This is a genomic window from Psychrobacillus sp. L4 (assembly GCF_042944905.1).
Taxonomy (GTDB): Bacteria; Bacillota; Bacilli; order Bacillales_A; family Planococcaceae; genus Psychrobacillus.
Genome location: NZ_CP168496.1, coordinates 502804 through 515478 on the forward strand (window position 1 = coordinate 502804; position 12675 = coordinate 515478).

Below are 12675 nucleotides of genomic sequence, written 5' to 3' on the forward strand. Positions count from 1 at the left end.
GGGGCAGCCTTGTTTGTTAGTAGATCATTTGAACAACTAAATCATTAATTGTTTCTTTCAAATCATTTTGGATAGCTTCTTTTTCTAGTAAAAAGTAAGAGGATTTCAAGAAATTCTTATAAGCTAATTGAGCATAATACGGTTGTAATTCATTATTTGAAGCTGAATATTTATCTGCAAGGGATTGCTCTAATTGTTTCAGCCAAGATATTATGAAATCTTCACTAAGATGATATTTAGTTAGTGTAACAAATGCACGAGCCAACCGTTCTTCTTCATCGTCCTGATAACCATGAGCCAAGGTGAGAAATCGTGCGATATGTTGCAAAATCATGAAGGCGTCATTCTCGGATGCAAAAGGATGTTTAGCGATGGAATCTAGTAAGTCAGCGCCATGTGCAGTAGCATGAGCCCAACCTTTTTTCTTTACATATCCTCTAAAGTCTGTTTCTTTTCCCATATATTCATGTGTTGCATCTATAACTTTACGTACTAAATCTTTACTTATTATTTGTTTAGTAGAATCGTATTCTACTATTGCAGCATAAAAAAGTATAGTAAACGATCGAGTAAATACAGAGTCAGTTATGGGCTTATCTATATCCAATACTATTGACTTTTTCACTAACAGTTTATTTAGGATATATTCCAGTTGCTGTTGATCCAGATGGTTCCCTGTTATCAATGTACAAAAAGCGCTGTATATAAGGTTGTCCCTCAAGATTGGGTCTGTAGATCCTATGTTTTCAATCATTTCATTCAAAACTTCCGATGAAACAATATTCGAGTCTCCTGAAATAATGCTTCTTAGAATGTTTTCGAGGTTTGTCATATTTTTCTCCTTAAGGTGCATTTATTGGTATTAATAATGAATGCAAAATCATGAAAGGTCAAATAGAAACTTGAATCTCATATTGTTATTTTGTCAAAAGTAACAGTATTATCTAATAATTCCGTGTTAAACTAGTAATATCTAGTTTAGTAATACGGGAGGTACAAAGTGAAAAAATGGAGAAAACTTTTAGTGAGTATAGTTGTTGTATTTATGGTAAGTGGAGCAGTTTTTATCCCAGTAACAGTTGATTCTAGCGTTGAAGCTGCTGCTTCCTATACGAACTTAAAAAATACAATTAACAATATTATGATGGACAGTAGAATGAGAAACGCTTCGACTAGTGTGGCGATTCGAAAGGCTTCTACTGGAGAAATAGTGTATCAGTATGATGGGGATAAAGAGATTACTCCAGCGTCATCACTTAAATTGTTAACTGTCGCTGCAGCACTAGATACACTTGGTGAGGATTATCGTTTTTCTACCGCTGTTTTAACCGATGGCAAAGTGAAAAATGGAATATTAAATGGTAATTTGTATTTACGCGGTCAAGGAGATCCGACTTTATTGAAAATACAGTTGAATAGCTTTGCGGATGGTTTAGTGAAGCAAGGGATTAAACAGATTTCCGGAAATTTAGTCGGTGATGATACTTGGTTTGACTCGGTTCGATTGTCAGCAGGTATTTTAGCAGAAGATGAGCCTTACTATTATGCGGCACCGATATCTGCATTGACACTTTCACCAAATGATGATTTTGATGCAGGATCTGTTATTGTGGAAGCAAAACCGGCAGTTAGTGGAAAAGCAACGCAAGTAACGTTAACTCCTTTAACGAGTGTATTACAAGTAGTGAATAATTCTAGAACGGTTCCTAAAGGCAACAAAAGCACGTTGAAAATTACTCGTCAAGTTGGTACAAACAAGGTTGTTATTACTGGGAATTCTCCGATAGGGTCCTCTGGAGCAAAAGAATGGATTTCAGTGACAAACCCAACTCTCTATACACTAGATGTCTTTAAAAGATCATTAGCGGAAAAAGGAATAACATTTGCCATCTCCTCTAAAATAGTTCAAGGTAAAACTTCCGAAAGGGCTCATGTTTTATTGTCTAAAAAATCCATGCCTTTGAAAGAATTAATCGTTCCATTTATGAAATTGAGTAATAATACACATGCGGAAATGTTAGCTAAGGAGATGGGGAAAGTTAAATACAGAGTAGGGAGTTGGGATGCAGGTCTAAAAGTAATGCGGGAATATGCAGATTCTATAGGACTAGATAGTAACTATTGGCACTTTGAAGATGCGTCGGGAATGTCCTACTCCAATAAGATTACCTCAAGTCAATTATCACAGTTGCTGTATGTTGTCCGATCTGAACCTTGGTATCACACGTATATGAATAGCCTTCCTATAGCAGGTGAATCTGATCGTTTTATAGGAGGTACACTACGAAATAGAATGAAAATGGCTCCAGCAAAAGGAAATGTTATAGCTAAAACAGGCAGTTTAGAAAATATTAAATCACTTGCCGGTTATGCAAAGACAAAAGACGGAGAAACGCTAATTTTTACGATATTGACGGAAAATGCAAAAACGAGCACCATCCCAGTCATCGACCAAATTGCCACTGCCATTACTAATCTCAAGTAATATTACAAAAGTGTTACAGGTGCCAGGCACCCGTAACACTTTTGTTACATATAATTAGATTATTTTTATAGACACCTCAAAGAGTGTTATATATATGCCGATAATATACTGTACATATATTTTTTATCAATAAGTAAAAGAGTGAAAGTTAAATAGAAATGAGGTTAATGGATGAAACAGAAATCTTTAAGCACAAAAATGGCTCTAATACTTATTACAGTCATGTTGTGTTTGTTTGTAGCAGTTTCTGCGTTGTTTACCTATAGTACTCTCAAAACAGTGGAAGACTCTATTAGAAGTCAAGCGGTAACAACTGCGGATTATTTGGCTAGTAGAGTTGACGGAGATAAATACAAAAAGTTTATGGAAGAACCTGTAGAAAGTGATGCATATTGGGATTTAAGGGATCAGTTTGTCAATGCATTGGATAGTACAGGTGTACTTTATTTGTATACACTAAAAGCTGATACAAATTCGGTTGAAATAATGATAGATGGTTATCCAAAAGGTGCGGACGGTGCGGCAACTATCGGTCAAAAAACAACTGGCACAACTTATGAAGATGTTAAATCAGTATTAAAAGGAGATTCTGTCAGTACGAAAGTTATTAATGATCCGGAGTTTGGCAGATATTTGTCTGCTTTTTCTCCAATTAGAGACAGTAAAGATGATATTGTTGGAATCTTGGCGGTTGATATAGCTGCAGAAAATGTAGTAGGAATTCAGAACAATCTTCTTAAAACCACTATTCCCCTTGTTGCGATAATATTTCTTGTGATTATTCTTGTTCTTACAACCATATTTTATCTGTACACAAAAAGAACGTTGGCGCCTCTTACTGTTGTAAGCGAAGCCTTGGGTGACTTCGCAAAAGGAAAATGGACTGTAGCATCCCAAAAAGTGGAAGGGATAAAGTTCCGATCAGAAAATGAAATCTCCGCTTTAGCAAAATCATTTATGGCTTCTCAAGAGCAATTGAGCGCAGTAATGAATGAGATGACTAGTCATTCTTCTCAGGTATTACGTTCATCAAAGCAGCTTTTTGAGACAATTGAAATGACAATGGATAATAATCGTTCGATTAATAACAGTATGGTTGAATTGGCGGCAGGAAGTGCAAAATCATTACAGCATAGCGAAGATTCAGTCACTGCACTAGAACAGATGTCAATAGGCATACAAAGAATTGCTGATTCAGGGAATGAGATGTCCAATACTTCAAATGACGTTACTATTTTTATTAGTAAGGGTCATGAAGAATCTAAGCGAGTTATTAAACAGATTAAAGATGTTCAAGAAATGGTTCAACTAACAGGCGGGAAAGTAGAAGAGTTAAGTGGCCAATCTAAACAAATTCAAGAAATAACGAATGTGATGACAGGTATTGCTGAACAAACCAATCTACTCGCGTTAAATGCTGCAATTGAAGCAGCACGTGCAGGTGAATCTGGAAAAGGATTCGCAGTAGTAGCAGATGAAGTTAGAAGGTTAGCAGAGCAATCGAAGCAATCAGCAGAAGAAATAAGAGCGCTAATTAATAATTTCGAACAAGTCACGAATGACGTTAGCGATGTAATGGTTGCAACATCCACAAAAGTTACAGAGGGAACTGAAGCGGTTCAAAAGATTGGGGAAATGCTGGAACAGGTGGTCGGTACAATCAGTCAAATAAATTTAGAAATTCAAGATACTTCTGCCATAACAGAAGAAATGTCAGCAGGCTCAGAAGAAATACTTGCTGCCTTTGAGAATATTAAAGGGTTCGCAAGTGATGCCGCTACACAAACAGTAGAAGTTGCGAGCTCTACAGAAGAACAGACAAATGCAATGGGTTCATTGGAAAAAATGAGTGATGAACTTCAAAAAGTTGCATATTCATTAAGTGAATTGATTGATAAATTTGAGTAATAGTGAACGAAAAAAGGAAGAGCAAGCCAAAAAAATGGTTTGCTCTTCTTTAGGTATTGAGTAATAGCTTCATTTTTTTATCTAAATGGTCTGAGTTCATATGGAATTGAATTCATGTTTGTTTTGGAATTAAGGGGAATGGTAGTAACTGTGTTAACTCGTATAAGCAAAAGGAATTTTATTAATCGATTTTGGGCAGAATTCATAAAGAATGGATGGCTAATGCTTTACACTCATGCTGTTTATTTCTATAAGCTCCGATATCGTTACAAACTTATACCCTTGTTTTTGGAGTTCTGGTAGAATTTCTGCAAGTGCCTTTACAGTCTGAGAACGATCTCCTCCTGCATCATGAAATAACACAATATCACCTGGGTGAGCGCCAGATAATACTTTTTTTACAATTTTATTGACTCCTGGAGTTTTCCAGTCTTCCGTATCTTGATGCCACGACCACATGATTACTTTGTATCCATTTTCAATAGCGGTATTAATAATACGATCATTGTAACTTCCTCCTACAGGACGATAAAACAATGGATAAGTACCGGTTATATCGTGGATAATTTCATTCGTTTTTTTTAGTTCTTCTTTAAGCTTGTCTGGTGTGATTTTTAAAGGATGTGAATACGTATGATTCGCTACTTCGTGGCCTTCCTTGCCTATTTGAAGAATAAGATCTGGAAAAGACTCTGCTCGTTCACCAATAACGAAAAACGTCGCTTTAGCATCGTATTCAGCAAGCAAGTCTAATATCTGTGGCGTGTAAGTGGTATGAGGACCGTCATCAAACGTAAGTGCAATAACTTTTTCCTCGGTTTTAATTCCCCATAGAACATATCCTTTTTTTTCATAATAAGGTCTTCCTCTATCCATAGCTGAAGTAGCATATGCTATACAAAAAAATAAAACAAGTAATACTCCGATTTTAACTCCCAAAGATTTCATGAATAATTCCTCCTAGCATTGCTATATTGGGGGAAGTTTTTAATATGCTTTCATCGTTGAAATTATTGTTCACCGATGTACAATGAATTATACTGACGTAACTTGGAATAAATAATTATTAACAATAGTCTCATCATTGGAATGGTGTAATTTTTCTTAGATTTTTTGATTCTTTCCAGAGTTAAAAATAAGAGACCAGGTTTGTCGTTCGTATAAAAAGAATAATTTAAGTAAAAAATGCTTGGTAGCAGGGGAAATCCCAACTACCAAGCATTTTTTATGGAATTATGGTTGTTACAAATATGTTACTGGTGCCTGGCACCAGTAACATATTTGTAACATTGGTGAATTTCGTGTTGGATAGGTGGGTGGCGGGTTTTGGGTTAGAAGATTTTTTTGCGGTTTCTTTCGTCTTTTAATAGTTCTACAGCTTCTCTGAATCGTAGGGAGTGGATATTTTCTCTTTCTCTTAAAAACCGTAATGCGTCATTTATACCAGGGTCATCTGAGATGTCGATTAACCATTGATAGGTTGCACGTGCTTTTTCTTCGGCGGCTATATCTTCGTATAGATCGGCGATTGGATCGCCTTTTGACTGAATGTATGTGGAGGTAAAAGGAACTCCACCAGCATTTTCGTAGAAGAGTGAATGGCCATGATTGACAAAGTGGGCACCTAGTCCTGCTTTTTCTAGTTGTTCAGGTGTAGCATCTTTTGTTAATTTATAAATCATTGTTGCTAGCATTTCTAGGTGAGAAAATTCTTCCGTTGATATATCTGTCAGCAGGCCAATTACTTTATCAGGAACAGTATAACGTTGATTCATATATCGTAGTGCAGCAGCTAGTTCTCCGTCTGCTCCACCATATTGCTCCATAATGTATCTCGCTAGCATTGGATTACAAGTGGTAACCTCTACAGGGTACAGCAGTTTTTTTTCATAAACCCACATCGCTTTTCTCCTTTCTCATAATTGCCATGGCCATGGCGTTTGATTCCAACGCCAACCTACTTCTATCGCTTGTTTGGAAGGGGCGGACATTAATGATAAAGGTCCAAATTTATTCTCATAGAGTTTGCGTACCCTTGCCGCCTCTTTTATCGCTTCTCTCCATTGTTCTAAAGCATCTGCATCATCTTGGTGCGTATCTGTGTATAAAGTCAACTCTACTACGACAAAATCCATTTGTTGTACTTTTTTTAACAAGTCTAATCTTTCTTCGAATGCATTCATGAAATTCCTTCCTCTCGCGAAAATCCATCCACAAATTGCGGCCAAAGAGAACCTTGCCATAGCGCTTCTTCTGGAGAATTTTGTGGTAGGCCTGGTGGTTGGAAATTCGTAAAAAGTTGTGGCGGTAAAACAAAATCCTTTACTAAAATAGGGGGGCAAGGGTCTAATGGTGATACAAAAGGCTTATAGCTTCCTCGATATAATGACTGATCCAAATGATATCACTCCTTCAGACTATCCTATGAAAGTTGGGCACAATTGATACTAAGAGGACAAAGTGTTTATGTAAATATTAATTGGAATAAAAAAGGTTAATAAAAGTCTTCATCTAGAAGACTCTTTCTACTTATTAAATAGGTAGTTGCATAGATTGTAAGAAGGAGGGGTTTAACTGGAAAACTCATTTCAAGAAACCGCTTTATATGAACTCCATTTTTGGTTACAAGTGTTGGGGGATCATGGAAGATTTATTCATGATTCTTTAGCTCCTAGTGAAACTGAAAAGATTTCGGCTGCAAGTTCATAAGTCATCACTTTGATCAATTACTAATGGATTCCAAGCAACAACCGTTAAAGAAAGAGGAACTCAATTTTTTAACTCAACAGGCAAAAATAGCGAGTGAAGAAATTCGTGTATTTAAAATTTTTCTCATAAAAGAACATTTAGCTGGAGAAATAAAAACCTCGCTACCTCCATCTTTCATCAACCATATGGTGAACGAAGTAGAAGAGGCCATACGAGTATTTACCTATTTGGAACAAGGCCAGGAAGTTCCCTTAGTACATCCTTTACATCATGACTTACTCTGGCTGCTGGATGCTGCTGGTCATGCAGGTGCTATTGATGCAGATTTAGACCGAGTTGAAAAAACTGAAAGAAAAAGAGCAACAATTTATAAAAGACTGGGAAGATTTCTATCTAAAAGCAATTGAACTAGCAGGTTTTTTACGTGCCAATGTAGAAAGATTTCCAGCATTAGATAAATTCCATGGAGATATTGAATTGGAAGAAATGAATATTAAAAATGAAGCATTAGGTACCTTTATACCTCTTATGGCTGATCATATGGCTAGAGAGGAAACGTATTTTTTACAAAATATTCTATGACTAGGAGCTTAGATACCATGTTTAATGAAGTTCTAGTATGTGGTGGACCATTAAAAACAATTCACTCATATTGTTAAATGAAACTAGAGAGAATTGCCAAGGTGATTATTTGTTCATCTGGGCATTTTTTTTGATGGCTTGATTTTCAATTTATTGTAAATATCTCGTTTATCCTAATAAAAAGAAGGTGAAATAATACAAAAAGAAGAATTAGTTCAGTAAATGAGCTGTCCACAAGAAGGTATGTAGATGAAAAGACTAGAATGTACAGGCGAACGCTACTATTATTGAAGGAATAGAATAGGAGTGATAGATATTGGGAAGGTATAAATTTGAAACAGATGAGCATGAGATGTTTCGAGCTTCACTGCAAAAATTTCTTCAAAAAGAAGCTGTGCCTTATTATAATACATGGGAAAAAGAAAGAATCATTCCTATTTCTTTTTGGAAGAAGCTTGCGGAGTTGGGATTCCTTTGTCCTCAGGTAGAAGAGAAATATGGAGGTTTGGGTTTAGATTATAGTTTCAATGTGATCATTTCTGAAGAATTAGAAAGAGTAGGAACTAGTTTAGTTGGAGTAAGCCTGCACAATGATATTGTCGTTCCGTATATTGAATCGTTTTGCACAAAAGAACAGAAGCAAAGGTGGCTACCAAATTGTGTGACTGGCGAGATCATTACAGCAATTGCCATGACAGAGCCAGGTACAGGATCTGATTTAGCTAATATTCGAACGTCCGCTATTCGCGATGGTAATCATTATGTGTTGAATGGCCAAAAGACGTTCATTACAAATGGCATTAATGGAAATCTATTTCTCGTTATCGTAAAAACGGATTTGAAAGTAGAACCAAAACATAAAGGAATTAGTTTAATCATGGTAGAGGAAGGTACGCCAGGTTTCACGAAAGGGCAAAAACTCGCTAAGGTTGGACTCCATGCTCAAGACACAGCAGAATTGTATTTTGAGGATTGTCGCGTTCCTGCTTCTAATTTGGTAGGGGAAGAAGGAAATGGATTTGGATACCTAATGGAAAAACTGCAACAAGAAAGACTCGTTGTTGCCATTGCAGCGCAAATTGCTTCAGAAGATATGCTGGAATCCACAATAGAGTATGTAAAATCTCGGAAAGCATTTGGAAAGCCTATATCGTCTTTTCAAAACACACAGTTTAAAATTGTGGAGATGGCAACAAAAGTAGAGCTTGGAAAATCATTTTTGGAATCACTTATTGAAGACCATCTTAATGGGAAAGACGTTGTCACGAAAGTGTCGATGGCAAAATATTGGCTGACCGAAACTGCAAGAGAAATTTCCATAGAGTGTATGCAATTACATGGTGGATACGGTTATATGGAAGAATACAAAATTGCTAGAAGATACAGAGACATTCCAGTTGCTTCTATTTATGCCGGAACAAATGAAATAATGAAAGTAATAATTGCTAAAAACTTAGGATTATAAAAAAATGATGAATATAACCTCTTTTCGTTGTCTAATGGACATAGAGAAGAGGTTTTTTACTAGAAGAAAGTTAATTGTTGCTCCGCTTCCTTTATTTAATCTACTACAGCTGTAATGTTACTAGTCATTTATTTCGCATTACAAAACTCTGTTCATCTGTTTGTATCGACTATATTGGGGATTTGTGGATGGTTAATTTTTTTATTTGTTCAGGATTTTGCGGTTACCTATGTTAGGAATTTCTTTTAGAGAAAAAAGTAAAGGCAGGCTAAAGTTTATTTTAACTAGAGCCTGCCTTAATATGTGCGTATTAGTTTCCATCGTGTTTCCATGTTGTTGGATTACCAGACTTAGGGCAGTTCGGGAATAATGCTCCCGCTTCTAATTCTTTTACATCTCCATCTTTATCCTTATATTTTCCAGATTCAGGTACCTTTTCGCCAGAATTGTGATGATGTCCTTCTGCATGTTTCCAATAAGTAGCCACTTCCGACTCTGGGCAAGAAGGGAATTTATCACCTTCAAATAATTTTTTAGTAATTCCAGCTTCGCAAGTATATTCTCCAGTTTCTTTTACTACGTCGTCTGTTGAGTGTTCATACTGTTGATTTGTCATTTCATAGTCCTCCTTTAATTGTTACTTACAGTCCTTATTTCCCCTGGAAGAACAAAATAAAACATTTAAAAAAATAAAAAGAAAACTTCGATACTAGAATACTGGACAAAAGACATTGACAAAAATTTTAGTTCTACTCCAAATAAGTTTAATATTCAGAAAACAGGGTAGTGGAAATAATAAGATGAAATTTTTAGATGGACAGGAGGTGAAAAAGTGAAGAAATGTTTTATTGCATGTATAGTTAGTATTATTTTTTTGGTGGTGCTTCCTTTTCAAGTGAAGGGAGAGGAGAAGGATCGTAATCGGGGATTGTTAGGGGAGTCAATTGATCAACTTATTAATACAACAGAAGAAGTTGTTGATACTGTTAAAACGAATATAAACCGAACTATTCCCTCACAATCTATTTTAAATCCTGTAGCAGACGTTGAAGAGCAAAGTATTCCAATCATCGAGCACGTAGTCTCAGAAGTGATGAATACAACGGATTCAACCGTTAACAACTTAGTCAATGTAGTAGAGGAGTCCGTAGAAAACCTTCCTGAAGTACCCGTTGTAACTTCTGAATTGAAGGTAACTGCAAAAAGTGTGAGAAAAGTAACTACGGAGGTGCAAAAAACAGTTAAGACGGTAGTTAAAGCTGTAAAAAAAGTAAATGATATAGTAGAAAATGTAACAGAGAAGAAACTAGACAATGCTCTTTCTGAAGAAATAAATATCTCGAAACCTCCTTTAACACCAACACCATCGAAACAATCGAACAGTTTAAATTTAGTTGAATCAGAGCCTCCTTTCTCACATATAAAGAATCCCGATGAGGCGAGTAATAAGACATCAAAAGGGACTGAAGCTCATTTTGAAAATGTAGAATCACAAGAGGTAGAGAGACATCTGGAAAAGGTGACCAAGATAAATCCGCTTAATTCAGAAGTTGCCATTTTCAATGATGTGGTAAAGACCAATGAGATAAAAAATACTCCCATAAAATTAATAGAAGCAAAAAAAATGAAAACTGCTACTAATACAACATTTCCACTCGGACAGAATCGAAAGGTAGTAGTTACTAGTAGTGCAGTTATTACTGGCAGTTCTAATGTAACATTAAGTGGAGTGTCTTTTCTTTTGGGAGGCGACATACCGATTGTACTGTTGACTTCTCATCAAATGTTAAAAGAACTGGCGAGAAAGAAATGGTATCACAAAAATAGCTATGCAATTATCCAGTGGATTCATACACCACTGAGGAAACCACCGCAAATACTCCTTTTTCATATGTGATTAACATCATAAGAAAAAGGAGAGAAAAATAATGAAAACTATTAGCAAAAATTTTACTTGTACTGTTCTTGGATTTTTGACAATGCTATTTCTAACACCATCTTTTGTCGCAGCAGAGGGAAATGGCTCCCACTTACCTTTACAAATTGAAGTGAATCTATTAGACAATAATCCAGATAAGGCAGATATTATGGACGTTGAAGTGAACAATTTGATTGGTATAGATAGTATTAATATCAAAATTTCAAATGAAGGGAAAATGAAGGAAGCACTGGTAACTGCATCTGTTATAGATGAAGAAATCGGTGATACGGAAGTAAGCATACTTTCACAATCTGAAACTAAGACTGAAAGTGAAAAAGCGTTAGTAGATATTGTTACAGAAAATCCGTTAATAATTGATGAAGTCGATGTAGATATAATGAACCAGCAAGAAACATTGAGAGAAACAGATAAAACCAGTAAAGAAGCCGTTGTAAATATCGGGCTGGAAAATTTAGCAATAGTAAAAGATGTAGAGATCGGAGTACTAAAGCAGGAACAGGTTGAAGAAGGGACAACTTCTTCGCGTGAGGACCAAGGAGTACATTCAAAAATCACTGATTTACCTGTTCTGGGTACTTTACATGTAGGACTTCTTGAAAGCGAAAAGAAAGAAGCAAATGAGGAATATGTTGATAATTCGAAACTCGTCACTATAGGACTTGAGAATGCATCTTCTTCCAAGAATGCCATCTTAGACGGTTTGGAACTTAATGTTCTGGAGAACAACAATATGGAAAATGATTCTTTCGAAAAACATAAATCATCTGTTGTTAATGCAGAACTAGCTGATCAAGTTTTAGGCAATATAGATATAAATGTTTTATTGTCAGAATCAATTAAAGAAGGAGATTTTAAAAAATACGATAGTGGTGTTGTCGAATTAGTAAGTAATGAATTACCAGTCCTAAATGAAGTTCATCTTAGCATTTTAGATCGTCACAGTCAGAGTAGTGGGGAGGTGAAATCCTTTTCGGAAGGTGTTCTCCAATTAGAAGTTTTTTCTGATGTAATAGGTAGTCTTAATGCGGATGTGTTGACTAGTAAAGGTTACACAGATAACGGCGGTACTACTCAAAGAGACAATACAATTTCTCTAGGATTAAATAATTTATTGGGTAGCGTGGGTATAGATATTCTTCCACGAGAAACATACTTAGCCGCTCAACCAATTATAAACCCAAATAATCCAAACAATGATCCCGATGAGAGCACGGATGAAACTTCAGAAGAAATTAACGCTGAAGTGCCAGTGGTGGTTGATGACAATGAAGAAGGGAATCAAGGAACAAATGATGATATGACTGAATCCCCCAATGATGGTACAACTGGAATGATCGACGAAACGACAAACGAAGTAGATTTTGATGTTGGGGCTATGGATGAAGATGAAAGTAGTTTAGTTGGTTTCATTGCTAACTCAAATGTAGTATCTGGAAGTAAATCATTAAGGAATAGTGGAATTTTCACCGAATCTTCATTACCGAAAACAGGTGGATTTCTTAATAGTATGATGCTGTTACTAATGGCGGTATGTCTACTTGGGGGTGGAGTGACTATACGTAAATTTGCCTAAAGGGGGCCTAC

14 protein-coding genes are annotated in these 12675 nt (G+C 36.0%); 8 read left to right on the plus strand and 6 right to left on the minus strand.

Annotated elements, in window-relative coordinates; all coding sequences use genetic code 11:
* Positions 1 to 16 precede the first annotated feature (16 nt).
* On the minus strand, positions 17 to 832 hold the full coding sequence (locus ACEPXG_RS02440) for a DUF2785 domain-containing protein (RefSeq protein ID WP_391207135.1): 816 nt from the start codon (positions 830 to 832) through the stop codon (positions 17 to 19).
* Between the two features lie 168 nt (positions 833 to 1000).
* Between ACEPXG_RS02440 and dacB the strand changes: the two genes are divergently transcribed.
* On the plus strand, positions 1001 to 2485 hold the full coding sequence (gene dacB / locus ACEPXG_RS02445) for a D-alanyl-D-alanine carboxypeptidase/D-alanyl-D-alanine-endopeptidase (protein ID WP_391207137.1): 1485 nt from the start codon (positions 1001 to 1003) through the stop codon (positions 2483 to 2485).
* Between the two features lie 171 nt (positions 2486 to 2656).
* Complete coding sequence (locus ACEPXG_RS02450; protein WP_391207140.1) at positions 2657 to 4393, plus strand: methyl-accepting chemotaxis protein; 1737 nt, start codon at positions 2657 to 2659, stop codon at positions 4391 to 4393.
* A gap of 219 nt (positions 4394 to 4612) precedes the next feature.
* Here ACEPXG_RS02450 and ACEPXG_RS02455 read toward each other — a convergent pair whose 3' ends face one another.
* From ACEPXG_RS02455 to ACEPXG_RS02470, 4 genes are all read right to left on the minus strand, one after another.
* Complete coding sequence (locus ACEPXG_RS02455; RefSeq protein ID WP_391207143.1) at positions 4613 to 5341, minus strand: polysaccharide deacetylase family protein; 729 nt, start codon at positions 5339 to 5341, stop codon at positions 4613 to 4615.
* Positions 5342 to 5724: 383 nt separating this feature from the next.
* The gene (locus tag ACEPXG_RS02460) at positions 5725 to 6294 is read right to left on the minus strand and encodes a manganese catalase family protein (protein ID WP_391207146.1); all 570 of its coding nucleotides are present in this window, start codon (positions 6292 to 6294) and stop codon (positions 5725 to 5727) included.
* Positions 6295 to 6309: 15 nt separating this feature from the next.
* Positions 6310 to 6576, minus strand: coding sequence for a spore coat protein CotJB (locus ACEPXG_RS02465; RefSeq protein WP_391207149.1), 267 nt, complete (start codon positions 6574 to 6576; stop codon positions 6310 to 6312).
* Positions 6573 to 6791, minus strand: a complete 219-nt coding sequence (locus tag ACEPXG_RS02470; protein ID WP_391207151.1) for a hypothetical protein — start codon at positions 6789 to 6791, stop codon at positions 6573 to 6575. Before ACEPXG_RS02470 ends, ACEPXG_RS02465 begins: the two co-directional genes overlap by 4 nt.
* 230 nt (positions 6792 to 7021) lie before the next feature.
* On the opposite strand from ACEPXG_RS02470, the gene ACEPXG_RS02475 reads away from it, so the two are divergent.
* The 4 genes from ACEPXG_RS02475 to ACEPXG_RS02490 all read left to right on the plus strand — a co-directional run bounded on the left by ACEPXG_RS02475 (position 7022) and on the right by ACEPXG_RS02490 (position 9149).
* Positions 7022 to 7102, plus strand: a complete 81-nt coding sequence (locus ACEPXG_RS02475) for a hypothetical protein (protein ID WP_391209734.1) — start codon at positions 7022 to 7024, stop codon at positions 7100 to 7102.
* A 23-nt stretch (positions 7103 to 7125) separates the two neighbouring features.
* Entirely contained in the window at positions 7126 to 7509 is a 384-nt protein-coding gene (locus tag ACEPXG_RS02480) for a DUF2935 domain-containing protein (protein WP_391207153.1), read from the plus strand.
* Positions 7439 to 7684, plus strand: coding sequence for a DUF2935 domain-containing protein (locus ACEPXG_RS02485; protein ID WP_391207155.1), 246 nt, complete (start codon positions 7439 to 7441; stop codon positions 7682 to 7684). The genes ACEPXG_RS02480 and ACEPXG_RS02485 overlap by 71 nt, the downstream gene beginning before the upstream one ends.
* A 316-nt stretch (positions 7685 to 8000) precedes the next feature.
* Positions 8001 to 9149, plus strand: a complete 1149-nt coding sequence (locus tag ACEPXG_RS02490) for an acyl-CoA dehydrogenase family protein (RefSeq protein ID WP_391207158.1) — start codon at positions 8001 to 8003, stop codon at positions 9147 to 9149.
* A 310-nt stretch (positions 9150 to 9459) separates the two neighbouring features.
* On the opposite strand, the gene ACEPXG_RS02495 is transcribed toward ACEPXG_RS02490, so the two are convergent.
* The gene (locus ACEPXG_RS02495) at positions 9460 to 9765 is read right to left on the minus strand and encodes a hypothetical protein (RefSeq protein WP_391207161.1); all 306 of its coding nucleotides are present in this window, start codon (positions 9763 to 9765) and stop codon (positions 9460 to 9462) included.
* Between the two features lie 216 nt (positions 9766 to 9981).
* Here ACEPXG_RS02495 and ACEPXG_RS02500 point away from each other — a divergent pair, with 216 nt between their 5' ends.
* Together ACEPXG_RS02500 and ACEPXG_RS02505 are read left to right on the plus strand one after the other, a co-directional pair.
* A complete protein-coding gene (locus ACEPXG_RS02500) occupies positions 9982 to 11046 on the plus strand; it encodes a hypothetical protein (protein WP_391207163.1) in 1065 nt (354 codons plus the stop codon).
* 31 nt (positions 11047 to 11077) lie between these two features.
* Positions 11078 to 12664, plus strand: a complete 1587-nt coding sequence (locus ACEPXG_RS02505) for an LPXTG cell wall anchor domain-containing protein (RefSeq protein ID WP_391207165.1) — start codon at positions 11078 to 11080, stop codon at positions 12662 to 12664.
* Positions 12665 to 12675 lie beyond the last annotated feature (11 nt).